We start from the raw sequence: 26786 nt of genomic DNA on the forward strand, positions 1-26786 counted from the left end.
GAGGAAGGGCCGGAACGATGTCCGTCGGAACCCGAAGGAGTGGGACGCGAACCGCGTCCGGACATGCGACGACCCCCGCCGGGGGGGAGAGCGGGGGTCGTCCCCACGGTCCGACTCGGGGGGGGGAGGAGTCAGACCGGGTTAGCACGGTCGCGAACGATCCGTGACTTCCATGGTGTACCCGAGAGCCTTCTCAGGCAAACCCACGCGCCACACCTTACGCCGAATGGTGGGCGCATATGCTCGGTGCGTGGAAAATCAGCCCTTGCCGCACTCCTCGCCTCGGACCGCCGCCTTCTTCGACCTGGACAAGACGGTCATTGCGAAGTCGAGCGCCCTGACGTTCAGCAAGTCCTTCTACCAGGGTGGCCTGATCAACCGGCGGGCCGTGCTGCGGACCGCGTACACCCAGTTCATCTTCCTGGCCGGCGGCGCCGACCACGACCAGATGGAACGGATGCGCGAGTACCTGTCCGCCCTCTGCAAGGGGTGGAACGTCCGCCAGGTGCGCGAGATCGTCGCCGAAGCGCTGCACGACCTGATCGACCCGATCATCTACGACGAGGCCGCGTCCCTCATCGAGGCCCACCACACGGCGGGCCGTGACGTGGTGATCGTGTCCAGCTCGGGCGCCGAAGTCGTCGAGCCCATCGGCGAGATGCTCGGCGCGGACCGCGTCGTGGCCACCCGCATGGTGGTCGGCGAGGACGGCTGCTTCACCGGGGAGATCGAGTACTACGCCTACGGCCCCACGAAGGCGGAGGCCGTGCGGGAGCTCGCCGAATCCGAGGGCTACGACCTCGCGCGGTGCTACGCGTACAGCGACTCCATCACCGATGTACCGATGCTGGAGGCCGTCGGGCACCCGCACGCAGTCAATCCCGACCGGGCCTTGAGGCGCGAGGCGGTCGCGCGGGAGTGGCCGGTGCTGGTGTTCAGCAAGCCGGTGCGGCTCAAGCAGCGGCTGCCCGGGCTGTCGGTGCCCGCCCGGCCCGCGCTCGTCGCCGCCGCGGCGGTCGGAGCGGCGGCGGCCACCGCCGGGCTCGTCTGGTACGCGAGCCGCCGCCGCGCGGCCGCGGCCCTCGCGTCCGCCTGACCCGAGGCCCCGCAGGCCCTCCCGGACCCGGAGTCCTGCCCCGGCCTGGGGCGATATGGGGCGTCCGAATCGCCCAGAATCGTCCCGGAAAGTAAAGAACTCCGGCCAGGGGTTTCACTCGGCTCCGAAGCGAGGTACAAAGGAGTCACGGCCCGCGAGACCAAAGAACATCCGAGAGGATCATCTTTAAAACGCAGTAAGGCCCACGGACCGAAGCAGGAACGCCGAGCACCCACGCGACGTCGACCCGTCGATTACGGGCCAGCCGCACCAGGCCACGGGCAAAGTACCCGGCCTGATGGGCATCATCGAGGACGCTTGGTAACTGGGCGTGAATGCCAGCGGCGACACCAGAGCAGTATGGTGTCGCCGCAACCCTGTGTCCGGACCCTCCGCCCGGACGCCCGTCGCGCGGGCCCTACGCCGCGCCGCGCTGGAGCGCCTCGCAGACCGCCGTCGACTCGCGCGCACCGAGCTCGACCGCGCGGCCGCAGTGCGCGATCCAGGCCGCCATCCCCTCCGCCGTACCGGAGGCGTAGCCCTTGAAGGCCTCCAGGTAGGCCTCCGTCCCCTGTTCGGCGTGGCCGACCTCCGCCGGGCAGATCGCCTTCGGGTCGAGCCCGCTGTTGATCAGCACGATCCGCTCCGCCGCCCGCGCGACCAGGCCGTTGTACGAGGCGAAGGGACGCAGCGCCAACAGCTCGCCGTGCACCACCGCGGCCGTGACCAGAGCCGGAGCCGACCCGCCCGCGATGACCACGCGCGCCAGCCCGTCGAGCCGGCCCGCGACCTCCTCGGCGTCCGGAAGCGGGAGGTCCACCAGGGGCTCGTCCACCGGCTCACCAGCCAGGCGCGGGCGGCCCACCACGTCCCCCGCCACGGCCGAACCGGACGCCACCAGGTGCAGCCGGGCGAGGACCCGCATCGGCGACTGGCGCCAGATGCTCAGCAGCTGGCCCGCCTCCGCCGTCAGGCGCAGGGCCGCGCCGACCGTCAGCGCCTCCGGGTCCGCGCCGAAGTCGGTCCGGCGGCGCACCTCCTCCAGCGCCCAGTCGGCCGCCGACAGCGCCGCGCTCCCCCGGGCGCCGCGCAGCGCGGCCTCCGAGGTGATCTCCCCGCCGCGCCGGCGCATGACCCGGTGCCCGTAGACCCGGTCCACGGCCTTGCGTACGGATTCCACGGACTCTGCGACGCCCGGCAGGGCGCCCAGGGCCGCCAGGGGATCGGAAGCGCTACTCATAAGTAGGGAGCCTACGCACTGCGGACCCATAGCACCGACCCCTCCTTGGAGTGGTCTTCTTCACTCACCTCGGACACACCGCGCTGTCATCCCACTACTCTTGGTGAACATGAAGATCGCTTTCGTGGGAAAGGGAGGCAGTGGGAAGACGACGCTGTCCTCCCTCTTCATCCGCCACCTCGCAGCCAGTGGAGCCCCCGTCGTCGCGGTGGACGCCGACATCAACCAGCACCTCGGAGCCGCCCTCGGGCTCACCGAGGAGGAGGCCGCCGCGCTGCCCGCGCTGGGTGCGCACCTGCCCCTGATCAAGGAGTACCTGCGCGGTTCGAACCCGCGCATCGCCTCGGCCGACAGCATGATCAAGACGACGCCGCCCGGTGCGGGTTCGCGCCTGCTGCGGGTGGACGAGGACAACCCCGTCTACGAGGCCTGCGCGCGCACGCTGCTGCTCGACGGGGACGCCGTACGGCTGATGGCGACGGGCCCGTTCGCCGAGTCGGACCTGGGGGTGGCCTGCTACCACTCCAAGGTCGGAGCCGTCGAGCTCTGCCTCAACCACCTGGTCGACGGGCCGGACGAGTACGTCGTCGTCGACATGACGGCGGGCTCGGACTCCTTCGCCTCGGGCATGTTCACCCGCTTCGACATGACCTTCCTGGTGGCCGAGCCGACCCGCAAGGGCGTCTCGGTCTACCGCCAGTACAAGGAGTACGCCCGGGACTTCGGGGTCCGCCTGCGGGTGGTCGGGAACAAGGTGCAGGGGCCCGAGGACATCGAATTCCTCCAGGACGAGGTGGGCGAGGACCTGCTGGTCACCTTCGGGCACTCCGACTGGGTGCGGGCCATGGAGCGGGGCCGCCCGGCCGCGTTCGAGCTGCTGGAGGCGACCAACCGGCTCGCCCTGCGGGCCCTCCAGGAGGCGGCGCAGGACTCCTACTCCGCCCGCGACTGGGCCAGGTACACCGAGCAGATGGTCCACTTCCACCTGCGCAACGCGGAGAGCTGGGGCAACGCCAGGACCGGGGCCGACCTGTCAGAACAGGTCGACCCCGGCTTCGTCCTCCACGAGGGCCTGGTCAGCCCTCGTCCGGCTCGCCGGCCGGCCCCGCAGCCGGCTTGACCTTCCCCGCCGGGGCGGCCGGCGCGGCCGGCGGCCCCGCGGTGAGGAACTTGTTCCAGCCCTCCTTCGGCGCCTGGCCGACCTCGAGGGTCCGCAGCCAGTCCAGGGTCTTCGGGTCCTGGGCGTCCAGCCAGTCGGCCAGCTCGCGGAAGGGCACGCAGCGGACCTCCTTCTGGCCGCACATGCTCTTGATGGACTCCTCCACGGCGCGCATGTAGGTGCCGCCGTTCCAGGACTCGAAGTGGTTGCCGATGATCAGCGGTGCGCGGTTGCCCTCGTAGGCCCGGTCGAAGGCCTGCTTGAGGCCGTCGCGCATCTGGTCGCCCCAGTACTGGTGCTGCGAGGGGTCGCCCTGGGTGGTCGTCCCGGACTGGTTGACCATGTAGTTGTAGTCCATGCTCAGCGTGTCGAAGGCCCGGCCGGGCATCGGCACCAGCTGGAGCGGGAGGTCCCAGAGCCCGTCCGTCTTCTTGGGCCAGACCTGCTTGCTGATCCCGCTGGAGTCGTAGCGGAAGCCCATGTCCTTGGCCGCCAGCATGAAGTTCTTCTGCCCCTCCAGGCAGGGGGTGCGGGCGCCGATGAGCTCCTTGTCGTAGTCGAAGGGGAGCGGGTCCATCTCCTTCAGGCCGGCGTTCGTCTTCCAGTTCTTGACGAAGGACTTGGCCTGGTTGATCTCGCTCTTCCACTCCTCGACGGACCAGGTGCCGACACCGCCGTCGGGGCCGCAGAAGTGGCCGTTGAAGTGGGTGCCGATCTCGTTGCCCTCCAGCCAGGCCGCGCGGACCTGGGTGGCGGTGTCCTTGATGCCCTGGAGGTCACCGAACCCGATGTCGGAGAGGCCCGGCGAGTGCTGCGGCGCGGTGTAGAGGGACCGCTTCTCCTCCGGCAGCATGTACACGCCGCTGAGGAAGTAGGTCATCCGGGCGTTGTACTCCTTGCCGACCTCGCGGAAGTGCGAGAAGAGCTTCTGGCTGTCCTCGCCGGCCCCGTCCCACGAGAACACCACGAACTGCGGCGGCTTCTCACCGGGCTTCAGCTTCTGCGGCTTCTGCACGTTCGGCTGCGGACCGGTGTAGGCGGTCGAGCCGTCGCCGATGGGCCGGTTGACGCTGCCGGGCGCCTCGGGGGCGGGGGCGCCCTTCCTCCCGTTCGGCGCGCCGGGGGCCCCGCGCCCGGTGGACCCCGAGCCGCTGCACCCGGCGGCGCACAGGACCAGGGCCGTGGCGACCAGCCCGCCGGCGATCTTCTTCGTGGCGGCCATCATCCGCACACCTCTCCCTCGCAGTACCGATGCAGGACGTTCCCGACGCAACGTCCCATGCGGTGCGGTTTTAGGAAGGTATGACAAGCCAGACAAAATGCTTAATCACTCCTGCGAGTGGGTTTCTAGGCCGTTTGCCCGCATTCCCTCCCGCCTTTCTTTACTCTCCATTACCATCCATTTACCGAGTGTTGAGACTCCCGCCGCTTCATCCCTCCCCAGAGGAGACGGGAACCCATGACAGCCAGCGCACCAGCCCCATCCGCCCTCCGACCGCCACCGGGCGGGAGCGCCTTCCGCAAGGACCTCCCGGCCGATCTGTCCGCGTCCGCAGCCGTCTTCCTGATCGCCCTGCCGCTCTCCCTCGGCATCGCGCTCGCCACCGGCGCCCCCCTTCAGGCCGGGCTGGTGGCCGCGGCGGTGGGCGGGATCGTTGCCGGACGGCTCGGCGGCGCGCCCCTCCAGGTGAGCGGCCCCGCCGCCGGACTCACGGTCGTGACCGCCGAGTTGATCCAGCGCTACGGATGGCGGACCACCTGCGCGATCACCGTCCTCGCGGGCTGCTGCCAGCTGGGGCTCGCCTTCCTGCGCACCGCGCGGTCGGCGCTCATGGTGAGTCCGGCCATCGTGCACGGCATGCTCGCGGGCATCGGCGTGACCATCGCACTGGCCCAGCTGCACATCGTGCTCGGGGGCACCCCGCAGAGCTCGGCCGTGGCCAACGTGCTCGGCCTGCCCGCCCAGTTGGCCGACCCGCACCCGGCCGCGCTGGCGGTGAGCGCGCTGACGCTGTGCGTCCTGCTCGGCTGGAACCGGCTGCCCGGCCGGGTGGGCCGCGCCCTGCGCAAGGTGCCGGCCGCCCTGGCCGCGGTCGCCTCCGCCACGGCGTTCGCGGCCCTGGCCGGGCTCGCCCTGCCCCGGGTCGACCTGCCGTCCTGGAGCAGCCACGCGCTGCCAGGGGTGCCCGAGGGGCCGGTGCTCGGGCTGATCGCCGCCGTCCTGACGATCACGCTGGTGGGCAGCGTGGAGTCCCTGCTCTCCTCGGTCGCCACCGACAAGCTGATCGCCTCCGAGCGCGGGACGGACGCCCGCCCGCCCCGGGCCGACCTCGACCGCGAACTGCGCGGCCAGGGCGCTGCGAACATCGTCTCCGGGCTGCTGGGCGGACTGCCGATCACGGGCGTGGCCGTGCGCAGCGTGGCGAACGTCAAGGCGGGCGCGGTCAGCCGGAAATCAGCCATGTTCCACGGGCTGTGGGTAGTGCTCGCCGCCGGTCTGCTGGTCCCGGTCCTCGACCTGATCCCGCTCGCGGCCCTGGCCGCGCTGGTGATGTTCGTCGGAATCCAGATGGTCAGCATCACGCACCTGCGGACCGTCTCCCGGCACCGCGAGGTCCTGGTCTACGCGACCACGATCGCGGCCGTGGTGCTGGGCGGGGTACTGGAGGGCGTGGCCGTCGGCATCGCGGTGGCGGTGGCCCTGGCGCTGCGCCGGCTGGCCCGCACCCGGATCACCGTGGCGGAGGAGGGAGGTGTCCACCGGGTCACGGTGCGCGGTCAGTTGACCTTCCTGGCGGTCCCCCGGCTGAGCCGGGTGCTGAACCAGGTTCCGCACGAGGGGCATGTGGTGGTCGAGCTCGACGGTTCGTTCATGGACCACGCCGCCTACGAGACCCTGCACGACTGGCAGGAGTCACACCTGGCGCACGGCGGGACGCTCGAACTGACCGGCCGGGGCGGCAGGGCGTTCTCCGGCGGGACACCGGACGGCTCCTGGGCGGCCGGCGACGGCGGGGACGAGGGCGGGCGCGAGGGCGCGCCGGCCGGCGGCCACCGGGGCGAGGCGGGCCGGGGGGCGCACCAGTGCTGCCGCCCCTGGACGCCCTGGCAGAACCACTGCGACCACCGGGCGGCTCCGGTCGCGCAGTCCGCCCAGCCCGCACCGGCGGACCGGGCGGGACACGGCGCCGCGGGCCCCGCGAGCGCCCCCGCCCGTACGGGTCCGGGCGCGGGCGGGACTCCCGGCGCTGCGGCGGTCGCCCCCCGGCGGTCCGGCGCGGGCCAACTCGCCAGCGGGATCACCGCCTTCCAGCGGGACACCGCCCCGCACGTACGCGAGGAGCTCGCCCGGCTGGCGCGCGAGGGGCAGCGTCCCTCGCAGCTCTTCCTGACCTGCGCCGACTCCCGTCTGGTCACCAGCATGATCACCGCCAGCGGTCCGGGCGACCTGTTCACCGTGCGCAACGTGGGCAATCTCGTCCCGCTGCCCGGTGCGGAGTCCGGCGACGATTCGGTGGCGGCGGCCATCGAGTACGCCGTGGACGTGCTGAAGGTCGCCAGCATCACGGTGTGCGGGCACTCGGGCTGCGGGGCCATGCAGGCCCTGCTCAACTCCCGGCCGGGCGCTCCGGCGACCCCGCTGAGCCGATGGCTGCGGCACGGCCTGCCCAGCCTGCAGCGCATGGGCAGCCGGCACCACGCCTGGGCGCGGATCGCGGGGCGGCTCCCGGCCGATGCCGTGGAGCAGCTCTGCCTGACCAACGTGGTGCAGCAGCTGGAGCACCTGCGGGCCCACGAGTCGGTGGCCCGGCGCCTCGCCGAGGGCACGCTCGAGCTGCACGGGATGTACTTCCACGTGGGAGAGGCCCAGGCCTATCTCCTCTCCGCCGGCGAGGACTTCTTCGACTGTCGGGTTTTCGACAGCGTCGGGCAGAACGCCTGACCAGAGGCCCTCCCGAACCGATACCCTCCCGTATCCGTGCAAGCCATGGGCCCTCCCGCACCAGCGGCGGGAAGGGCCCTTGGCGCGCCGCCCCGCCCGCACGCCGACACGCCGCGCGCGCGAAGGCGGGGCACGGGCCCAGTCGTGGTATAGGTCTAAACCAATTTTCGGCAACCCCTTGTCACCTGGGCGTCTGACTGATGAGCTGTCCCCGGGGACTCAGCTATGCCCGGGGACAACGGACACCCTGGGAAAGGGAGATGTCGTGAGCAACGAGAGCCTGGCCAACCTGCTGAAAGAGGAGCGGCGGTTCGCACCGCCCGCCGATCTGGCCGCCGCCGCGAACGTGAAGGAGGCCGCGTACGCGAAGGCCGACACGGACCGGCTGGGCTTCTGGGCCGAGCAGGCCCGACGGCTTTCCTGGGAGACCGAGCCCACCGAGACGCTCGACTGGAGCAACCCGCCCTTCGCGAAGTGGTTCGCCGACGGCAAGCTGAACGTCGCGTACAACTGCGTGGACCGCCACGTGGAGGCCGGCAACGGCGACCGCGTCGCCCTCCACTTCGAGGGCGAGCCGGGCGACAGCCGCTCGATCACCTACGCCCAGCTCAAGGACGAGGTCTCGCAGGCCGCGAACGCCCTCACCGAGCTCGGTGTCCAGGCGGGCGACCGGGTCGCCGTCTACCTCCCGATGATCCCCGAGGCCGTCGTCGCGATGCTCGCGTGCGCCCGCGTCGGCGCCGCGCACTCGGTGGTCTTCGGCGGCTTCTCCGCCGACGCCGTCGCCTCCCGCATCCAGGACGCCGACGCCAAGCTGGTCATCACCGCCGACGGCGGCTACCGCCGCGGCAAGCCCAGCGCGCTCAAGCCCGCCATCGACGAGGCCGTCGCCAAGTGCCCGCAGGTCGAGCACGTCCTCGTCGTCCGCCGCACCGGCCAGGACACCGCCTTCACCGAGGGCCGCGACCTGTGGTGGCACGACCTGGTCGGCCGCCAGTCCACCGAGCACACCCCGCAGGCCTTCGACGCCGAGCACCCGCTCTTCATCCTCTACACCTCGGGGACCACGGGTAAGCCGAAGGGCATCCTGCACACCTCGGGCGGCTACCTCACCCAGGCCTCGTACACCCACCACGCCGTCTTCGACCTGAAGCCGGAGAGCGACGTCTACTGGTGCACCGCCGACATCGGCTGGGTCACCGGGCACTCCTACATCGTCTACGGCCCGCTGGCCAACGGCGCCACGCAGGTGATGTACGAGGGCACCCCGGACACCCCGCACCAGGGCCGGTTCTGGGAGGTCGTGCAGAAGTACCGCGTCACCATCCTCTACACCGCGCCCACCGCGATCCGTACGTTCATGAAGTGGGGCGACGACATCCCCGCGAAGTTCGACCTGTCGAGCCTGCGCGTGCTCGGCTCGGTCGGCGAGCCGATCAACCCCGAGGCCTGGATCTGGTACCGCAAGCACATCGGCGGCGACCGCTGCCCGATCGTGGACACCTGGTGGCAGACCGAGACCGGCGCGATGATGATCTCCCCGCTCCCCGGTGTCACCGCGACCAAGCCGGGCTCGGCCCAGCGCGCCCTGCCGGGCATCGGCGCCACCGTCGTCGACGACGAGGGCCACGAGGTGGCGAACGGCGGAGGCGGCTACCTGGTCCTCACCGAACCGTGGCCGTCGATGCTGCGCACCATCTGGGGCGACGACCAGCGCTTCATCGACACCTACTGGTCCCGCTTCGAGGGCCGCTACTTCGCGGGCGACGGCGCCAAGAAGGACGACGACGGCGACATCTGGCTGCTGGGCCGCGTCGACGACGTGATGCTGGTGTCGGGCCACAACATCTCGACCACCGAGGTGGAGTCGGCGCTCGTCTCGCACCCCGCCGTGGCCGAGGCCGCCGTCGTCGGCGCGGCCGACGAGACCACCGGGCAGGCCATCGTGGCCTTCGTCATCCTGCGCGGCAGCGCCTCGGAGACGGACGGCCTGGTCGCGGAGCTGCGCAACCACGTGGGCGCCACCCTCGGCCCGATCGCCAAGCCGAAGCGGATCCTGCCGGTGCAGGAGCTGCCGAAGACCCGTTCCGGCAAGATCATGCGCCGTCTGCTGCGCGACGTGGCCGAGAACCGCGCGGTCGGCGACGTCACCACGCTCGCCGACTCCTCCGTGATGGACCTGATCCAGACGAAGCTGCCCAGCGCCTCCGACGAGGACTGACCTGCGGCAGGACGAGTACGACCCGACGAGGGCGTCCGGCGCACAGCGCGCCGGACGCCCTCCGTCCGTTTAAGGTGAAGATCACCCGATACGACGGAACGGACCCTGTAAAATATGAGAAGCGTCAAGATTTGACGCCCTAAAGCCTCAACGAAGCCTCACTGAAGTCTCTGGGTGTGCCGGGAAGTCTGGTCGGCAACTGCATGCGTCATGCCGTCGACCAACCGGAGGTCCCCCCGTGGCCACGCCCGCACCCCGCCGCAAGCTCCTCGGACGGCTCTCCCTCCCCGAGCGCCGCTTCGTCGCGGACGCGCTGCGCACCGAGACCGTCGGCGGCGTCCTGCTGCTGGTGGCCGCGATCGCCGCACTCCTGTGGGCGAACATACCCGCGATATCGGACAGCTTCGCCGACGTCCGGTCCTTCCACATCGGCCCCGCCTCCCTCGGCCTGGACCTCTCGCTCCAGCACTGGGCGGCCGACGGCCTGCTCGCGGTCTTCTTCTTCGTCGCCGGCATCGAGCTCAAGCGGGAACTCGTCGCGGGCGACCTGCGCGACGCCAAGGCCGCCGCGCTCCCCGTCATCGCCGCCGTCTGCGGCATGGCCGTACCCGCGCTGGTCTACTTCCTGGTCAACACCCTCGGCGGCGGCTCGACCGACGGCTGGGCGGTCCCCACCGCCACCGACATCGCCTTCGCCCTCGCCGTCCTCGCGGTCATCGGCACCTCGCTGCCCTCCGCGCTGCGCGCCTTCCTGCTGACCCTGGCCGTCGTCGACGACCTCTTCGCCATCCTGATCATCGCGGTGTTCTTCACCGGCAGCATCGACTTCGCCGCGCTGGGCGGGGCCGTCGCCGGCCTGGTCCTCTTCTGGTTCCTGCTGCGCGCCGGGGTCCGCGGCTGGTACGTCTACGTGCCGCTGGCGCTGGTCATCTGGGGCCTGATGTACAACAGCGGCGTCCACGCCACCATCGCCGGCGTCGCCATGGGCCTGATGCTGCGCTGCACCCGCCGGGAGGGCGAAGAGCACTCCCCGGGCGAGCACATCGAGCACCTGGTCCGGCCCCTGTCGGCCGGCCTGGCCGTGCCCCTCTTCGCCCTGTTCTCCGCCGGGGTCTCCCTTTCGGGCGGGGCGATCGCGCAGGTCTTCACCCGCCCCGAGACCCTGGGCGTGGTCCTCGGCCTGGTCGTCGGCAAGACGGTGGGCATCTTCGGCGGCACCTGGCTGGCCGCCCGCTTCACCCGTGCGGAGCTCAGCGAGGACCTGGCCTGGCCCGATGTGCTCGCCGTGGCCTCCCTGGCCGGCATCGGCTTCACCGTCTCCCTCCTGATCGGCGAACTCGCCTTCGCCGAGGACCCCGTCCTCACCGACGAGGTCAAGGCCGCCGTCCTGCTCGGCTCGCTCATCGCGGCGGTCGTCGCCTGCGTCATGCTCAAGCTCCGCGACCGCACGTACCGCTCCCTGACCGAAGCGGAGGAGCGCGACGAGGACCGCGACGGGATCCCGGACATCTACGAAGAGGGCAACCCGGAGTACCACCTGCGGATGGCTCGGATCCACGAGGAGAAGGCGGCCGAACACCGCCTGCGGGCCACCGCGCTCGCCCTGGCGCAGTCCCCGGAGCCGGACGACGGCGCGGGCGAAGCAACGGGCGGGTCCAGCGCGCGGGCCGACCGTCCGGCATGATCTGACTGACGACGGAGGACAGCCGCCGGCAGACGACGACAGAGGGAGACAGAGATGAGCGCAGTGGACCAAGGGGCTCCGGGGGCCGAGCGCACCCTCGGCCAGCTCGTCGCCGCGGCCACCGCCGAGATGTCCGCCCTGGTGCACGACGAGATCGCGCTCGCCAAGGTGGAGATCAAGCAGGACGTCAAGCGCGCGGGCATCGGCAGCGGCGCCGCGATCGCGGCGGGCGTGCTCGTGCTCTTCTCCCTCCCCGTACTGAGTTTCGCCGCGGCCTACGGCATCCACAACCTCGGTCTCGGGCTCGCCTGGTCCTTCCTCATCGTCGGCGGCGCGTTCTGGCTGCTGGCGGGGCTGGTCGGGCTGCTGGCGGTGGCCAAGTTCAAGAAGATCAAGCCGCCGGTGAAGACGATGGACTCCGTCAAGCAGACCGCCGCGGTGGTGGGAACCGTCAAGCCGCATCCGCGGCCGGTGAGTGACCAGGCCGTGGGTGTGGCACGCTCGTCCTCATGACAGCCCCCTCGCCGGACTCCAGCACTCCGCCCACCGCCGCCACGGCGGTACGGATCGCCCTGCCGGACGGCAGGGCGGTGACCCACCGGGACGTCGCGGCCAACGGCGCCCGGTTCCACGTCGCGGAGCTCGGCGACGGACCGCTGGTCCTCCTGCTGCACGGCTTCCCGCAGTTCTGGTGGACCTGGCGGCACCAGCTGACCGCCCTCGCGGACGCCGGGTACCGCGCGGTGGCGATGGACCTGCGCGGAGTGGGCGGCAGCGACCGCACCCCGCGCGGCTACGACCCGGCGAACCTCGCGCTCGACGTCACCGGCGTCATCCGCTCCCTCGGCGAGCCGGACGCCGCCCTCGTCGGACACGACCTGGGCGGCTACCTGGCCTGGACGGCGGCCGTGATGCGGCCCAAGCTGGTGCGCCGACTGGTCGTCTCCTCCATGCCGCACCCGCGCCGCTGGCGCTCGGCCATGCTGGGCGACGTCGGCCAGACCCGGGCGAGCTCCCACATCTGGGGCTTCCAGCGGCCGTTCATCCCCGAGCGGCAGCTGGTCGCCGACGACGGGGCTCTCGTGGGACAGCTGATCCGGGAGTGGTCCGGGCCGCGGCTCCAGGACGAGGGCTCGGACGAGGAAGCGCTCGGCGTGTACCGGCGGGCGATGTGCATCCCGTCCACCGCGCACTGCTCGATCGAGCCCTACCGCTGGATGATGCGCTCGATGGCCCGGCCGGACGGGCTGCAGTTCTACCGCCGGATGAAGCGGCCCGTACGGGTGCCGACGCTGCACCTGCACGGATCGCTGGACCCGGTGATGCGTACGCGCAGCGCCGCCGGATCCGGGGAGTACGTCGAGGCCCCCTACCGCTGGCGGCTCTTCGACGGCCTCGGGCACTTCCCGCACGAGGAGGACCCGGCCGCCTTCTCCGCCGAGCTGGTGAACTGGCTCAAGGACCCCGAGCCCGACCGCCCCTGACGAAGCCTTGGCCTGTACCTGACGGGTCGATGACCGGTTCCTGACGGATCCGCAGTTTATTCGTACGACTGGCTTACGGTCATTCAATTGCCCGGCGCATAGGCCAATTGGCCGCCGCGGACGGGGTTACCGACCTTGGAGGCCGGGCACAGCTCGTTGTATGGGCTGGACGCACGACCACGGTGACACCGCACGCGAACGCCGCTCGGCCACGGTGCCGGGCACGCACGACAGGGGGGCGGGCCGCGAAGGCCACGACCCCCGCCTCGGGATTCCGCGCATCCTGCGCCGCCGCGCCCGCTGGGTGTCGGCGCGGCTGCGCCATCCACGGGTGTAGCGGGTCAGAGGGCGCAACCCTGGGTGTCAACCCGCCGGTCGGCGATCCTGCCGACGCGGATGTCGTCCCGGATCTCGTCCGCCGTCAGGGCGTAGCCGGTGTTTGGGTCGTCGAGCGACTTCGCGAAGACGACCCCGTACACCCGGCCCTCGGGCGTCAGCAGCGGGCCGCCGGAGTTGCCCTGGCGGACGGTCGCGTAGAGCGAGTAGACGTCGCGGCGGACGGTGCCCCGGTGGTAGATGTCCGGGCCGTTGGCGTTGATCCTGCCGCGGACGCGGGCGGCGCGGACGTCGTACCCGCCGTTCTCCGGGAAGCCGGCGACGATCGCGTCGCTGCTGCTCGTCGCGTCCTTCTCGGTGAACTCCAGGGCCGGGGCGCGCAGCTTCGGCACGTCCAGGACGGCGATGTCGCGCTCCCAGTCGTAGAGCACCACCTTGCCGTCGTACAGCTTGCCCTCGCCGCCGATCTGCACGGTCGGCTCGATGACCCCGCCGACGACATGGGCGTTGGTCATCACCTTGCCGGGCGCGAAGACGAAGCCGGTGCCTTCCAGGACCTTGCTGCAGCTGGGCGCGGTGCCGACGACCTTCACGATCGAGAGCCTGGCCTGCTGGGCGACGGCGCCGGCGGCCAGCGCCGGGTCGGGCGGCTTCACCTCGGCGATGGGCTCGTTCGAGAAGGGGCTGAAGACCTGGGGGAGGCCGTTGCGGGCGAGGGTGGAGCTGAAGTCCGAGAACCAGGTGTTGGCCTGGTCGGGCAGCACCCGCGACACGCCCAGCAGCACCTTGGAGTTGCGGACCTCCTTGCCCAGGGTGGGCAGTGAGGTGCCGGCCAGCGCGGAGCCGATCAGCCAGGCCACCAGCAGCATCGCGACGACGTTGACCAGCGCGCCGCCGGTCGCGTCGAGCGCGCGGGCCGGTGACCAGGTGATGTAGCGCCGGAGCCGGTTGCCCAGATGGGTGGTCAGGGCCTGGCCGATCGAGGCGCAGATGATGATGACCACGACGGCGATCACCACGACCGTGGTGGACACCTGGGTGCCGTTTTCCGTCACCCGGTCCCAGATCAGCGGGAGCAGGGACACGGCGATGAGGCCACCGCCCAGGAAGCCGGTCACCGACAGGACGCCGACGACGAAGCCCTGGCGGTAGCCGACGATCGCGAACCACACGGCCGCGAGCAGCAACAGGATGTCCAGCACGTTCACGAGGGTCACCGTCTCATGCGTGCCAGTCGAGCGGGACGTGACGTGAGCGGTCCCACGGGCGTTCCCAGCCCGCGAAGTGCAGGATCCGGTCGATGACCCCGGCGGTGAAACCCCAGACCAGGGCCGATTCCACGGTGAAGGCGGGCCCCTGATGGCCCCTCGGGTGGACCACGGTGACCCGGTGGGCGGGGTCCGTGAGATCCGCCACGGGCACCGTGAAGACCCGGGCAGTCTCCGCCGGGTCCACCGGGCCGACCGGCGAGGGCTCGCGCCACCAGCCGAGCACCGGGGTCACGACGAACTCGCTGACCGGGATGTAGAGCCGGGGCAGTACGCCGAAGAGCTGCACGCCCGCCGGGTCCAGCCCGGTCTCCTCCTCGGCCTCCCGCAGCGCGGCGCGCAGCGGGCCGGTGGTGTGCGGATCGCCGTCCTGCGGGTCCAGGGCGCCGCCCGGGAAGGAGGGCTGGCCGGCATGCGAGCGCAGCGTGCCGGCGCGCTCCTGGAGGAGGATCTCGGGGCCGCGCGGGCCCTCCCCGAAGAGGATCAGCACGGCGGACTGGCGGCCCCGGCCGTCCTCGGGGGGCAGGAAGCTGCTGAGCTGGCGGGGCCGGACCGTCCGGGCCGCCTCGACGACGGGGTCGAGCCAGCCGGGCAGGCCGGCCGTCGTCAGCTCCAGGCCGTCGGCCCGGTGCCCGGCCTCGGCCGTGGTCTCGTCCTGCGTACCGCGCGTCATGGGCAACCCCTGTCCGTGTTCTCCTCGTCCGCTGAACGCGGCCCGGGTACCGATTCGTTCCGCCGGGGGCGCGCGGCGGCTGCGCCACACGCCCCCGGCGGCGCGGGCGCCCCGCTCAGGCCCCCGTACGGGCCCCCAGGGGCGCGGCGGGGAGGCCGGGGTAGTCCGGGGGCGGCGAGAGCCGCTGGCCCGGCTGGCCGCCCTTCTCGTACTTCAGCAGCTTCTTCGCCTTCTCCGGGTCGGTCTCGCCCTCCCCGTAGGCCGGGCAGAGCGGGGCGATCGGGCAGGCTCCGCAGGCGGGCCGGCGGGCGTGGCAGATGCGGCGGCCGTGGAAGACGACGCGGTGCGAGAGCATCGTCCACTCGCTCTTGGGGAAGATCGCGCAGATCTCCGCCTCGACCTTCTCGGGGTCCTCCTGCTCGGTCCACTTGAACCGGCGCACCAGCCGTCCGAAGTGGGTGTCGACGGTGATCCCGGGGACCCCGAAGGCGTTGCCGAGGACGACGTTCGCCGTTTTGCGGCCGACTCCCGGCAGCTTGACCAGGTCTTCCATGCGGCCCGGCACCTCGCCGCCGAAGTCGTCCCGCAGGGCCTGCGAGAGGCCGAGGAGGGACTTCGCCTTCGCCCGGAAGAACCCGGTCGGCCGAATGATCTCCTCCAGTTCCTCCGGCACGGCCGCGGCCATGTCCTCGGGGGTCGGGTAGGCGGCGAACAGGGCCGGGGTCGTCTGGTTCACCCGCAGGTCGGTGGTCTGCGCGGAGAGGACGGTGGCGACCAGGAGCTCGAAGGGGTTGCGGAAGTCCAGCTCCGGATGGGCGTACGGGTACACCTCGGCGAGCTCGCGGTTGATGCGGCGGGCCCGGCGGACCATGGCCAGGCGGGACTCGGGCTTGGGCGCGGCGGCCGGCCGCGGGACCCGGGCGGCCTTCGTCGCGGGCTCCGCAGCCTGCGCCGGCCCGGCCGCCCCGGCGGCCTTCACGGACTGCGATTTCTTGGCCGAAGCTTTGCCGTGGGGGGCAGGTCGGGGCGTTTCGGACGCCACCGCAGGGGCCTGTTCGCCCACGGCTGAATTCTGGGCCGCCGTCACTCCCGCGGACCCCTTGGCCTGTGCTCTCACCGGCTTATTGGACACCCGGCCAGCCTAAGGCCGGACGCTGACACCCCGCCCGGACCTCAGGTAACACCACCCCGATTGGCCTCTCGCCGCACAGCACGCCCGTCCGTCCGGCATCCTTGTGATTGATCGCACTGTTTGAGCCGTCCGGCAAAATGGGGAACGGTCCCCACTGGCCGGTCGACATAGGAGAGAGACTCGTGGACGACGTTCTGCGGCGCGCCCCGCTCTTCGCGGCGCTCGATGACGAGCAGGCCGCGGAGCTCCGCGCCTCCATGGGCGAGGTGACCCTCGCACGCGGTGACGCCCTGTTCCACGAGGGCGACCCCGGTGACCGGCTGTACGTCGTGACCGAGGGCAAGGTGAAGCTGCACCGCACCTCCCCCGACGGCCGCGAGAACATGCTGGCCGTCCTCGGCCCCGGCGAGCTGATCGGCGAGCTGTCGCTGTTCGACCCGGGCCCGCGCACCGCCACCGCCACCGCCCTGACCGAGGTCAAGCTCCTCGGCCTCGGCCACAGCGACCTCCAGCCCTGGCTGAACGCCCGGCCCGAGGTCGCGACCGCCCTGCTGCGCGCCGTCGCCCGGCGCCTGCGCAAGACCAACGACCAGATGTCCGACCTGGTCTTCTCCGACGTCCCGGGCCGCGTGGCCCGCGCGCTCCTCGACCTGTCGCGCCGCTTCGGCGTGCAGTCGGAGGAGGGCATCCACGTCGTCCACGACCTCACGCAGGAGGAGCTCGCCCAGCTCGTCGGCGCCTCGCGCGAGACCGTGAACAAGGCGCTCGCCGACTTCGCGGGCCGCGGCTGGCTGCGCCTGGAGGCGCGCGCCGTGATCCTGCTGGACGTGGAGCGGCTCGCCAAGCGCTCGCGCTGACCACGCTTCGCGCAGGGGCCCCGTCCGGGTGTCGGACGGGGCCCCTGCGCGCGTCCGGCGGCGCGGGCCGGGCCGCCGGACGTAAATGCCCGCGGCCCGGGCCGTGCGCCGGGCACAGTAGGGATCATGGATCTCAGAGGGCTGGACGCGGACGGGTACTTCGAGCGGGAGGGCTCCCTCGGCAGGATCCAGCCCGCGTTCGCGGACCTCGTCGCCGCCGCGCGCGGCCGGCTCGTGGAGGCGTACGGGAACCGGCTCCACAGCGCCTACCTGTACGGTTCCGTGCCGCGCGGCACCGCCCGCCCCGGCAGCTCCGACCTCGACCTGCTGATCGCCCTGCACCGGGAGCCCGCCGACGAGGACCGGGACACCGCCGAGGTACTGGGCCGCGGGCTCGACCAGGACTTCCCGCAGATCGACGGCGTCGGGATCCTGCTCTACGGCAAGGACCGGCTGCTGAGCGAGCAGGAACGTTACGACCTGGGCTGGTTCCTGGCCTGCCTGTGCACCCCGCTGCTCGGCGCCGACCTGGCCGAGCACCTGCCCCGCTACCGGCCCGACAGCCTGCTCGCGCGGGAGACCAACGGCGACCTGGCCGCCCTGCTGCCCCGGTGGCGGGACCGGTGGGAGGCGGCGACGGAGCCCGCCGACTTCCGCCGGATGAACCGGTTCTTCTCGCGGCACCTGGTGCGGACCGCCTTCACGCTGGTCATGCCCGAGTGGGGCGGCTGGACCAGCGACCTCGCCGAGTCCGCGGAGGTCTTCGGCCGCTACTACCCCGAGCGGGCGGCGCAGCTGCGCGAGGCCGCCGCCGTGGCCCTGGAGCCGGTCGAGGACCCGGCCGTGGCCCGCCGGTACCTGGACGACCTCGGTCCGTGGCTGGCGGCGGAGTACGGGGCCCGGCACGGCACGAAGGCCCCGCGGCCGGGGGCGTGAGGGTCAGCCCCGGGCCTTGCCCGCCAGGTCCAGGGACTCGACGGCCTGCTTGGCCTCCGCCAGGCCCGCGCCGGTGATCTCCCGGTAGGCCTTGATCGCCGAGACGGTCCGGCCCTCGCGCATCAGCGCGCGTACGCCGTCCAGCCCGGCCGGCTCCGGCTCCTCGACGCCCAGGTGCTCCAGCACCAGGCCGAGCCGCCGCTCCAGCCGGTCCGCGCGGTCCTGCAGGGCGCGCATGCGCAGGCTCACCGTGGAGGTGATCCAGCCCGCGGCCGCGAGCACCGCGAGCAGCACGTACAGCGTGTTCATTCAGGTCCCCCCGGGATCAGTCCGTGTTCACGAAGGTACTCGAGCTGCGCGCGCACGGACCATTCGGCGGCCGGCCACAGCGAGCGGTCCACGTCCGCGTAGACGTGGGCGACGACGGCCTCCGGGGTGACCAGACCGTCCTCGACCGCCGTCTCGACCTGGGCGAGCCGGTGGGCGCGGTGGGCCAGGTAGTACTCCACGACGCCCTGCGCGTCCTCCAGGACCGGGCCGTGCCCCGGCAGCACGGTGTGGACCCCGTCGTCGACGGTGAGGGAGCGCAGGCGGCGCAGGGAGTCCAGGTAGTCGCCCAGGCGGCCGTCGGGGTGCGCGACGACGGTCGTCCCGCGGCCCAGGATGGTGTCGCCGGTCAGCACGGCCCCGTCGGCCGGCAGGTGGAAGCACAGGGAGTCGGCGGTGTGGCCGGGCGTGGCCACGACCCGCATCTCCAGGCCGCCGGTGCGGATCACGTTCCCCGCGGCCAGGCCCTCGTCGCCCAGGCGCAGCGCCGGGTCCAGGGCGCGCACCTTGGTGCCGGTCAGCTCGGCGAAGCGGCCGGCGCCCTCGGCGTGGTCGGGGTGGCCGTGGGTGAGGAGGGTCAGCGCGACCCGCTTGCCGGCCTGCTCGGCGGTGGCGATGACGGCGCGCAGGTGCGCCTCGTCGAGGGGGCCCGGGTCGATGACGACGGCGAGCTCGGAGCCGGGCTCGGAGACCAGCCAGGTGTTGGTGCCGTCCAGGGTCATGGCCGACGGGTTGGGGGCCAGGATGTTGACCGCGCGGGCGGTGGCCGGTCCGGAGACGACCGTTCCGCGGGGCTGGCCGGGCAGGGCCGCTGCGTCGGTCATGCGGGGCCTCCTCCGAGGGTGACGCGCTTGGTGAACTCGTCGTGGCCCGGCCAGCTGAGCACGACCACGCCGTCCTCCAGCGTGGCCTCGGCCAGCACCGGGGTGAGGTCCTGCGCGCCGGACGCCGCGAGGGCGTCGGCGGCGGCCCCGTACGGCTCCAGGGAGCGCAGGGTGGAGATGGTGGGCGGCATCATCAGCAGCTCGCCCGCGTCGTAGCCGGCGGCGGCGTCCTGCGGGCGGATCCAGACGGTCCGGTCGGCCTCGGTGGAGGCGTTGCGCGTGCGCTGGCCCTCCGGGAGGGCGGCGACGAAGAACCACGTGTCGTAGCGGCGGGGCTCGAACTCGGGGGTGATCCAGCGGGCCCAGGCCCCGAGCAGGTCGGAGCGCAGCAGCAGGCCGCGGCGGTCGAGGAACTCGGCGAAGGACAGCTCGCGGCCGACGAGGGCCTGCCGGTCAGCCTCCCAGTCGTCCCCGGTGGTGTCGCCGACGACGGTGTCCGGGGTCTTCCCGGCGAGCAGGACGCCCGCCTCCTCGAAGGTCTCGCGGACCGCGCCGCAGACGATCGCCTGGGCGGTGGCGGCGTCGGTACCGAGGCGTGCCGCCCACTGCTCCTGGTCCGGGCCGGCCCAGCCGATGCGGTGGTCCTCGTCGCGGGGGTCGACCCCGCCGCCGGGGTAGGCGTAGGCGCCGCCGGCGAACGCCATGGAGGAGCGGCGGCGCAGCATGTGCACGGCCGGGCCGACGGGGGTGTCGCGGAGCAGCATCACCGTGGCGGCGCGCCGGGGCTCCGCGGGGGTGAAGGCGCCTTCCGCCAGGGCGCGGATGCGGGCGGGCCACTCCGGGGGGTACCACTGGCCTCCGGCGGGGGGCTCGGGCGAGGGCTGACCGTGCTGACCATTCGGCATGGCCGGATGCTACGACCATCCGGCCCGATGTTCGAGGGCCGCTCCTGCCGGACGGCGTCCGCCGGCCTGCCGGACGGGGCCCCGGCCACGGCGGGTCCGGCGCCGCGGGTCCGGCGCCGCGGGTCCGGCGCCGCGGGTCCGGCGCCGCGGGTCCGGCGCCGCGGGTCCGGCGCCGCGGGTCCGGCGCCGCGGCCCCCGGCCGTCACGGGTCCTGCCGTCACGGGTCCTGCCGTCACGGGTCCTGCCGTCGCTGCCCCAGCCGTCGCTGCCCCAGCCGTCACGGGTCCTGCCGTCGCTGCCCCAGCCGTCACGGGTCCTGCGCCGCGGCCCCCAGCCGTCGCGGGGTGCTGCCGTCGCGGGGTGCGGCCGTCGCGGGGTGCGGCCGTCGCGGGTGCGGCCGTTGTACCTCGGATGCCGGCGGGGCCGTTCACAGCCCCGCCGGCCTGGGAGGCGACGGGCGCGCAGCGCCCGGGGAACCGCCCCGCCCGGCCACCGGCGGACGGAGTCCGGCGCAGCGGCGCGGAGCCGGCAAGGCGCCCCGGCACCGGGCGGCGCGAGCGGTACGGCGAGGCCGAGAAGGGCCCTCAGGCGTCCGGGGCGAGTTCCACCTGGATCTCGACCTCGACCGGGGCGTCCAGCGGGAGGACCGCCACGCCGACCGCGCTGCGGGCGTGCACGCCCTTGTCGCCGAGGACCTCGCCCAGCAGCTCGCTCGCGCCGTTCAGCACGCCCGGCTGCCCCGTGAAGTCGGGGGCCGAGGCGACGAAGCCGACGACCTTCACCACGCGCGCGATCCGGTCCAGGTCACCGGCCACGGACTTCACGGCGGCCAGCGCGTTCAGCGCACACGTCGCCGCCAGCTCCTTGGCCTGCTCCGGCGAGACCTCCGCGCCGACCTTGCCGGTCAGCGGGAGCTTGCCCTGCACCATCGGGAGCTGCCCCGCGGTGTACACGTACGCGCCCGAGCGCACCGCCGGCTGGTACGCGGCCAGCGGCGGGACGACCTCGGGGAGGGTCAGGCCGAGCTCGGCGAGCCGGGCCTCGACGGCGCCGCTCATGCCTTCTCCCGCTTGAGGTAGGCCACGAGCTGCTCGGGGTTGTTCGGGCCGGGCACGACCTGGACGAGCTCCCAGCCGTCCTCGCCCCAGGTGTCCAGGATCTGCTTGGTGGCGTGGACCAGCAGGGGGACCGTCGCGTATTCGAACTTCTTGGTCATGGGGGCGAGCGTAACGCCTGAGCGGGAGTGGTTAGGCTCGGAGGTTGTGAGCAGGCTCCAGGTGGTCAGCGGCAAGGGCGGCACCGGCAAGACCACGGTCGCCGCCGCACTCGCGCTGGCCCTCGCGCGCGAGGGCAGGCGGACTCTACTCGTGGAGGTCGAGGGCAGGCAGGGCATCGCACAGCTATTCGGCACGGAAGCGCTCCCCTACGAGGAGCGGAAGATCGCCGTCGCGCCGGGCGTGGGCGGCGGAGAGGTGTACGCGCTCGCCATCGACGCGGAGCGGGCGCTGCTGGACTACCTCCAGATGTTCTACAAGCTCGGGTCGGCGGGACGCGCCCTGAAGAAGCTCGGGGCCATCGACTTCGCGACGACCATCGCACCCGGTCTGCGGGACGTCCTGCTGACCGGCAAGGCGTGCGAGGCGGTGCGGCGGAAAGACAAGGCCGGGCGGTTCGTCTACGACCACGTGATCATGGACGCCCCGCCGACCGGCCGGATCACCCGCTTCCTGAACGTCAACGACGAGGTGGCGGGGCTGGCCCGCTTCGGGCCGATCCACAACCAGGCGCAGGCCGTCATGAAGGTGCTCAAGTCCCCGGACACCGCCGTGCACCTGGTGACCCTGCTGGAGGAGATGCCGGTCCAGGAGACCGCCGACGGGATCGAGGAACTGCGCACGGCCGGACTTCCGTTCGGGCGGGTCATCGTCAACATGGTGCGCCCGCACCACCTGGACGAGGACACCCTGCGCACGGCCGCCGAGGGCCGGCGCCCCGGAATCGCCAAGGCCCTGTCCCGGGCGGGTCTCGGCGGGGCCCGGCGGGGCGGGCTGGCCGAGCGGCTGGTGGAGCCGCTGCTGGCACAGGCCGCCGAGCACGCGAGCCGCGTCGAGCTGGAGCGGGAGCAGCGCGCGGTGCTGGCGGGGCTTCAGGTGCCGACGTACGAACTCCCCCTGCTGGGCTCGGGGATGGAGCTGGCCGGGCTGTACGAGCTGGCGACGGAGCTGCGCAAGCAGGCGGACGCGCAATGAGCGGGAGCGGGAACACCATGGGCCTGGACACGCCGCAGCGGCTGGCGGTCGACGCGCTGCTGGACGACCCCACGACGCGGATCATCGTGTGCTGCGGCGCGGGCGGGGTCGGCAAGACCACGACGGCCGCGGCGCTGGGCGTACGGGCGGCCGAGCGGGGGCGGAAGGTGGTGGTGCTGACCATCGACCCGGCGCGCCGGCTGGCGCAGTCGATGGGCATCGACTCGCTGGACAACACCCCGCGCAGGGTCGAGGGGGTGGACGGCGACGGCGGTGAACTGCACGCCATGATGCTGGACATGAAGCGGACCTTCGACGAGATCGTCGAGGCGCACGCGGACCGCGAGCGGGCGCGGGCGATCCTAGCGAACCCCTTCTACCAGTCCCTGTCGGCCGGCTTCGCGGGCACGCAGGAGTACATGGCGATGGAGAAGCTGGGCCAGCTGCGGGCGAAGGACGACTGGGACCTGATCGTCGTGGACACCCCGCCGAGCCGCTCCGCGCTGGACTTCCTCGACGCGCCGAAGCGGCTGGGGTCCTTCCTGGACGGGAAGTTCATCCGGGTGCTGATGGCTCCGGCGAAGGTCGGCGGGCGGGCCGGGATGAAGTTCCTGAACGTCGGCATGTCGATGATGACCGGCACGCTGAGCAAGCTGATGGGGGCTTCTCTGCTGAAGGACGTGCAGACGTTCGTGGCGGCGATGGACACGATGTTCGGCGGGTTCCGCACCCGCGCCGACGCGACGTTCCGTCTGCTCCAGGCGCCGGGCACGGCCTTCCTGGTGGTCGCGGCGCCCGAGCCGGACGCGCTGCGCGAGGCGGCGTACTTCGTGGAACGGCTGGCCGCCGAGAGCATGCCGCTGGCGGGTCTGGTGCTGAACCGGGTGCACGGCAGCGACGCGCGGCAGCTGTCCGCGGAGCGGGCGCTGGCGGCTGCAGAGAATCTTGAAGAAGGCGGCATTGTCGATCAGGAGCCCGGGAAAGCTGGACTTCGTGACGCCGACGACGGCTCCCCCGCCGTGGACGACGTGGACGACATGAACACCGCGGACGGCTCCGGTGACGCTGACGCGATCACTGCGGGGCTGCTGCGCCTGCACGCGGAACGCATGCAGGTGATCGCGCGGGAACAGCGCACGCGCGATCGCTTCACCTCGCTGCATCCCGAGGTGGCGGTGGCCGAAGTGGCCGCCCTGCCCGGCGATGTGCACGACCTCGCCGGGCTGCGGGCCATCGGAGAGCGACTCGCGGCCGGGGTTCCAGCCGGAGCTTGACCGTGGTGACGAGTGCTTCCTGCGCGGTGTCCGGGTGGCTACCCGGCCGCCGCGTAGGTCTCGTACGCCACGTCGATCTCCGCGCCGACATCCACGGTGAGGATGCCGGTACTGCGCTCGTACTCCGTGCGAGCGGTTTCGAGCAGCCGTCGCCACGAGGTGACGGTGGGACGCCTGCGCAACAAAGCGCGCCGTTCCCGCTCGGTCATTCCGCCCCACACTCCGAACTCGACACGATTGTCGAGCGCGTCGGCCAGGCACTCGGTCCGCACCGGGCATCCGGTGCACACCGCCTTGGCCCTGTTCTGTGCCGCTCCTTGAACGAACAGTTCATCCGGATCGGTAGTGCGGCAGGCTGCCTGCGCACTCCAGTCGGTTACCCAGCCCATCCCGGTGCCGTCCTCTCCCGAATCGAGGCTCCCCCACGGCGGTAGCGGCATATTCACCGCTGCCAGTTGAGGACGTTACGGAAGGCGAGGACGCCGCAACACCCCCGACGGGCCCAATCTTGAATGGTCCGAACGGACTATGGGTAAGCGGCAGATCACCCGACGGAGTGATCCGGCGACATGCCCGGCCATTCCGGCGATTCGGGTGAAATCAGGGAAGCGCCGGTGAGCGGCCGTCAGAGCGAAGGGCGAGATTCGGACATCCGTCCACCCCATTCGGGAAGGGTGAAAATCAAGCCGAAGGGTTGATGTCGCACCACACTCCTGTGACAGTTGGGGACAGCTTAGGCCAAGGCATTCGCGCGTGTCCGGCGAATGAGAACGTAGGCTGCCCTCCATGGGAAAGAAGCGCTCGGGCGCAGGGCTCACGGGGCCGCAGCAGGCCACCAGGTTCCTCGGTTTGTCGGTTCTCTCCGGAGTCGTTCTCGCCGGCATCGCGATCCCGGGCGCCGGTGCGCTGGGTCTCGCCGCCAAGGGCACCGTCGAGGGTTTCGATGAGATCCCGGCCAATCTCAAGACGCCTCCGCTGAGCCAGCGGACCACCATTCTGGACGCCGAGGGTGGCCTGATCGCCACCGTCTATTCGCGGGACCGGCAGGTGGTCCCGCTCACGGCCATCTCGCCGTACATGCAGAAGGCGATCGTCGCGATCGAGGACTCGCGTTTCTACGAGCACGGCGCCGTCGACCTCAAGGGCATCCTGCGCGCGGTCAACCGCAACGCGCAGGAGGGCGGCGCCGCGCAGGGCGCCTCCACGCTGACGCAGCAGTACGTGAAGAACGTCTTCGTCGAGGAGGCCGGCGACGACCCGGCCAAGGTCGCCGAGGCGCAGCAGAAGAGCCTCGGGCGCAAGATCCGCGAGCTGAAGTACTCGATCCAGGTCGAGGAGGAGCTCGGGAAGAAGAAGATCCTCGAGAACTACCTCAACATCACCTACTTCGGGCAGGCGGCCTACGGCATCGAGTCCGCGGCCCAGCGCTACTTCAGCAAGCCGGCCAAGGACCTGACCCTGGACGAGTCGGCCCTGCTGGCCGGCGTCGTGCAGTCGCCGAGCCGGTTCGACCCGGTGAACGACGCGCAGGAGGCGATGAAGCGCCGCAACGTCGTCCTCCAGCGGATGGCCGACGTGAAGGACATCTCGCAGGCCGAGGCCGACGAGGCGAAGAAGCTGCCGGTCACCCTGAAGGTGACCCGCCCGAAGAACGGCTGCATCACCGCCGTCAAGGGTGCCGGCTTCTTCTGCGACTACGTGCGCAACACCTTCCTGTCCGACCCGGTCTTCGGCAAGACCCGCGAGGAGCGGGCGAAGGTCTGGAACCAGGGCGGTCTGACGGTCCGCACCACCCTGGACCCGCAGTCGCAGGACGCCGCGAACAACTCGATCCGCGACCACGTCAACCAGGACGACTCGATCGCCACGGCCGTGACCATGGTCCAGCCGGGCACGGGCCGGATCCTGGCGATGGGCCAGTCCAAGCCGTACGGCTTCGGGAAGAACGAGACGCAGATCAACTACTCCGTCGACAAGCGGATGGGCGGCTCCAACTTCGGCTTCCAGGTCGGCTCCACGTTCAAGCCCTTCATCGCGGCCGCGGCCATAGAGAAGGGAGTGGAGCCGACGAAGGTCTACTCGGCTCCGAACAAGATGGACTACCCGAGCCCGGTCTCCCGGTGCGAGGGCACCCCGCCGTGGCAGAACCTGCCGCTGGACGGCGGCAAGCTGCAGACCGCCCAGAACGAGACGGCGGACGAGCAGGGCCCGTACGCGCTGAAGACGGCGATGGAGAAGTCCATCAACACCTACTTCGTGCAGATGATCTCCGACATCGGGCTCTGCCCGGTGACGGAGATGACGCAGAAGCTCGGCGTGGTCCCGGCCAGCGGGGTGAAGCTGCCCGAGGAGCCGTCCATCGCGCTCGGCTCGGCCGAGATGTCCCCGCTGACGATGGCCAACGCGTACGCCGCATTCGCCAACCGGGGCGTCTACTGCACCCCGATCGCCCTGGAGTCGATCACCGACGCCCACGGCAAGGCGCTCGCGGTGCCCAAGAGCAAGTGCGATCGGGCCATGTCCCAGGACACCGCCGACACGATCAACAACCTGCTGCGCGGAGTGGTCGACTCCGGCACCGGTGAGAAGGCCGGCCTGACCGACCGCGACAACGCGGGCAAGACCGGTACCACCGACAACCGCTACAACGCCTGGTTCGTGGGCTACACCCCGAACATGTCCGGCGCGGTGTGGGTCGGCTCCGGCGGCGCGAAGAAGATCACGATGGAGGACATCACCATCGGCGGTCAGTACTACCCGAAGGTCTTCGGCGGCGGCCTGCCCGGCCCGATCTGGAAGGACGCGGTCTCGGGCGCGCTGGCCGGCCGGGAGGCACCGCCCTTCGCGAACGTCCACGTCCCGGACCCGGTGGTCGGGGGCGGCGGCGGCAACGGCGGCGGGGCCGGCGGCAACGGCGGCGGACGGGGCAACACCCCGAACCAGCCGACGAACCCGCGCAAGCCCGGGAAGCCCGGCAAGCCGGGCGGCGACGGCAAGCCCGGCGACAGCCGGCCCGGCACGGCCGGCGGTGCCGGCACCCCGGCCGACCCGCCGGTCAACCCGATCCCCGGGCTCCCCGCGGACCCGGGCCTGATCGGGGGCAACGAAACCCAGTAGCAGCACGGGGGAGGGCCCCGGCCGGATCATCCGGCCGGGGCCCTCCCCCGTCTTCCCCGCG

Annotated in this window: 24 protein-coding genes; 13 read left to right on the forward strand and 11 right to left on the reverse strand. The window is 72.0% G+C overall.

What is annotated here, in order from left to right:
* Positions 1 to 226 precede the first annotated feature (226 nt).
* On the forward strand, positions 227 to 1096 hold the full coding sequence (locus B4U46_RS16310; RefSeq protein ID WP_079428186.1) for an HAD family hydrolase: 870 nt from the start codon (positions 227 to 229) through the stop codon (positions 1094 to 1096).
* Positions 1097 to 1514: 418 nt separating this feature from the next.
* Here the strand turns inward: B4U46_RS16310 and B4U46_RS16315 are convergent, their stop codons facing one another.
* Positions 1515 to 2336, reverse strand: a complete 822-nt coding sequence (locus tag B4U46_RS16315; RefSeq protein ID WP_079428188.1) for an oxidoreductase — start codon at positions 2334 to 2336, stop codon at positions 1515 to 1517.
* Between the two features lie 109 nt (positions 2337 to 2445).
* Between B4U46_RS16315 and B4U46_RS16320 the strand changes: the two genes are divergently transcribed.
* Positions 2446 to 3456, forward strand: coding sequence for an ATP-binding protein (locus B4U46_RS16320; protein WP_079428190.1), 1011 nt, complete (start codon positions 2446 to 2448; stop codon positions 3454 to 3456).
* Here B4U46_RS16320 and B4U46_RS16325 read toward each other — a convergent pair.
* Entirely contained in the window at positions 3413 to 4720 is a 1308-nt protein-coding gene (locus B4U46_RS16325) for a hypothetical protein (protein ID WP_079428192.1), read from the reverse strand. The two genes, B4U46_RS16320 and B4U46_RS16325, sit on opposite strands and share 44 nt — an antisense overlap.
* A gap of 234 nt (positions 4721 to 4954) precedes the next feature.
* Here B4U46_RS16325 and B4U46_RS38335 point away from each other — a divergent pair, with 234 nt between their 5' ends.
* The 6 genes from B4U46_RS38335 to B4U46_RS38050 all read left to right on the forward strand — a co-directional run bounded on the left by B4U46_RS38335 (position 4955) and on the right by B4U46_RS38050 (position 13164).
* Positions 4955 to 7438 carry a bifunctional SulP family inorganic anion transporter/carbonic anhydrase gene (locus B4U46_RS38335; protein WP_079428194.1) on the forward strand — a complete coding sequence of 828 codons (2484 nt, stop codon included), beginning with the start codon at positions 4955 to 4957 and terminating at the stop codon, positions 7436 to 7438.
* A 265-nt stretch (positions 7439 to 7703) separates the two neighbouring features.
* Positions 7704 to 9659 (forward strand): acetate--CoA ligase, encoded by a 1956-nt coding sequence (acs, locus tag B4U46_RS16335; RefSeq protein WP_079428196.1) that lies wholly within the window; start codon positions 7704 to 7706, stop codon positions 9657 to 9659.
* A gap of 238 nt (positions 9660 to 9897) precedes the next feature.
* Entirely contained in the window at positions 9898 to 11343 is a 1446-nt protein-coding gene (nhaA, locus tag B4U46_RS16340) for a Na+/H+ antiporter NhaA (RefSeq protein ID WP_079428198.1), read from the forward strand.
* A 54-nt stretch (positions 11344 to 11397) separates the two neighbouring features.
* On the forward strand, positions 11398 to 11856 hold the full coding sequence (locus B4U46_RS16345) for a phage holin family protein (protein WP_079428200.1): 459 nt from the start codon (positions 11398 to 11400) through the stop codon (positions 11854 to 11856).
* The gene (locus B4U46_RS16350; RefSeq protein WP_079428203.1) at positions 11853 to 12827 is read left to right on the forward strand and encodes an alpha/beta fold hydrolase; all 975 of its coding nucleotides are present in this window, start codon (positions 11853 to 11855) and stop codon (positions 12825 to 12827) included. The genes B4U46_RS16345 and B4U46_RS16350 overlap by 4 nt, the downstream gene beginning before the upstream one ends.
* Before the next feature lie 160 nt (positions 12828 to 12987).
* Positions 12988 to 13164: a hypothetical protein gene (locus B4U46_RS38050; protein WP_167747590.1), complete on the forward strand. Its 177-nt coding sequence runs from the start codon at positions 12988 to 12990 to the stop codon at positions 13162 to 13164.
* Positions 13165 to 13168: 4 nt separating this feature from the next.
* Here B4U46_RS38050 and B4U46_RS16355 read toward each other — a convergent pair whose 3' ends face one another.
* The 3 genes from B4U46_RS16355 to nth all read right to left on the reverse strand — a co-directional run bounded on the left by B4U46_RS16355 (position 13169) and on the right by nth (position 16083).
* A complete protein-coding gene (locus B4U46_RS16355) occupies positions 13169 to 14371 on the reverse strand; it encodes a MarP family serine protease (protein ID WP_079431796.1) in 1203 nt (400 codons plus the stop codon).
* Between the two features lie 13 nt (positions 14372 to 14384).
* Complete coding sequence (locus B4U46_RS16360) at positions 14385 to 15104, reverse strand: NUDIX hydrolase (RefSeq protein ID WP_079428205.1); 720 nt, start codon at positions 15102 to 15104, stop codon at positions 14385 to 14387.
* Between the two features lie 115 nt (positions 15105 to 15219).
* A complete protein-coding gene (gene nth, locus B4U46_RS16365; RefSeq protein ID WP_311736938.1) occupies positions 15220 to 16083 on the reverse strand; it encodes an endonuclease III in 864 nt (287 codons plus the stop codon).
* A 335-nt stretch (positions 16084 to 16418) separates the two neighbouring features.
* Here nth and B4U46_RS16370 point away from each other — a divergent pair, with 335 nt between their 5' ends.
* Both B4U46_RS16370 and B4U46_RS16375 read left to right on the forward strand, forming a co-directional pair.
* Complete coding sequence (locus B4U46_RS16370; protein WP_042811540.1) at positions 16419 to 17093, forward strand: Crp/Fnr family transcriptional regulator; 675 nt, start codon at positions 16419 to 16421, stop codon at positions 17091 to 17093.
* A 126-nt stretch (positions 17094 to 17219) separates the two neighbouring features.
* Positions 17220 to 18029 carry a nucleotidyltransferase domain-containing protein gene (locus tag B4U46_RS16375; protein WP_079428208.1) on the forward strand — a complete coding sequence of 270 codons (810 nt, stop codon included), beginning with the start codon at positions 17220 to 17222 and terminating at the stop codon, positions 18027 to 18029.
* A 3-nt stretch (positions 18030 to 18032) separates the two neighbouring features.
* Here B4U46_RS16375 and B4U46_RS16380 read toward each other — a convergent pair whose 3' ends face one another.
* The 5 genes from B4U46_RS16380 to B4U46_RS36575 form a co-directional block, all read right to left on the reverse strand.
* Positions 18033 to 18338: a ribosomal protein L7/L12 gene (locus B4U46_RS16380; protein WP_079428210.1), complete on the reverse strand. Its 306-nt coding sequence runs from the start codon at positions 18336 to 18338 to the stop codon at positions 18033 to 18035.
* A complete protein-coding gene (locus tag B4U46_RS16385) occupies positions 18335 to 19180 on the reverse strand; it encodes an MBL fold metallo-hydrolase (protein WP_079428212.1) in 846 nt (281 codons plus the stop codon). Before B4U46_RS16385 ends, B4U46_RS16380 begins: the two co-directional genes overlap by 4 nt.
* Positions 19177 to 20085 (reverse strand): NUDIX hydrolase, encoded by a 909-nt coding sequence (locus B4U46_RS16390; RefSeq protein ID WP_079428214.1) that lies wholly within the window; start codon positions 20083 to 20085, stop codon positions 19177 to 19179. Before B4U46_RS16390 ends, B4U46_RS16385 begins: the two co-directional genes overlap by 4 nt.
* Positions 20086 to 20669: 584 nt before the next feature.
* Entirely contained in the window at positions 20670 to 21143 is a 474-nt protein-coding gene (locus B4U46_RS16395) for a RidA family protein (protein ID WP_079428216.1), read from the reverse strand.
* Complete coding sequence (locus B4U46_RS36575; protein WP_007264966.1) at positions 21140 to 21301, reverse strand: DUF4177 domain-containing protein; 162 nt, start codon at positions 21299 to 21301, stop codon at positions 21140 to 21142. Before B4U46_RS36575 ends, B4U46_RS16395 begins: the two co-directional genes overlap by 4 nt.
* A gap of 46 nt (positions 21302 to 21347) precedes the next feature.
* Here B4U46_RS36575 and B4U46_RS16400 point away from each other — a divergent pair, with 46 nt between their 5' ends.
* Complete coding sequence (locus B4U46_RS16400; RefSeq protein WP_079428218.1) at positions 21348 to 22334, forward strand: ArsA family ATPase; 987 nt, start codon at positions 21348 to 21350, stop codon at positions 22332 to 22334.
* Between the two features lie 17 nt (positions 22335 to 22351).
* The gene (locus B4U46_RS16405) at positions 22352 to 23608 is read left to right on the forward strand and encodes an ArsA family ATPase (RefSeq protein WP_398898894.1); all 1257 of its coding nucleotides are present in this window, start codon (positions 22352 to 22354) and stop codon (positions 23606 to 23608) included.
* 38 nt (positions 23609 to 23646) lie between these two features.
* On the opposite strand, the gene B4U46_RS16410 is transcribed toward B4U46_RS16405, so the two are convergent.
* Entirely contained in the window at positions 23647 to 23997 is a 351-nt protein-coding gene (locus B4U46_RS16410; RefSeq protein ID WP_052713450.1) for a WhiB family transcriptional regulator, read from the reverse strand.
* 397 nt (positions 23998 to 24394) lie between these two features.
* On the opposite strand from B4U46_RS16410, the gene B4U46_RS16420 reads away from it, so the two are divergent.
* Entirely contained in the window at positions 24395 to 26725 is a 2331-nt protein-coding gene (locus tag B4U46_RS16420) for a transglycosylase domain-containing protein (protein ID WP_079428222.1), read from the forward strand.
* Positions 26726 to 26786 lie beyond the last annotated feature (61 nt).

The organism is Streptomyces katrae (assembly GCF_002028425.1).
In the GTDB taxonomy this organism is placed as follows: Bacteria; Actinomycetota; Actinomycetes; order Streptomycetales; family Streptomycetaceae; genus Streptomyces; species Streptomyces katrae_A.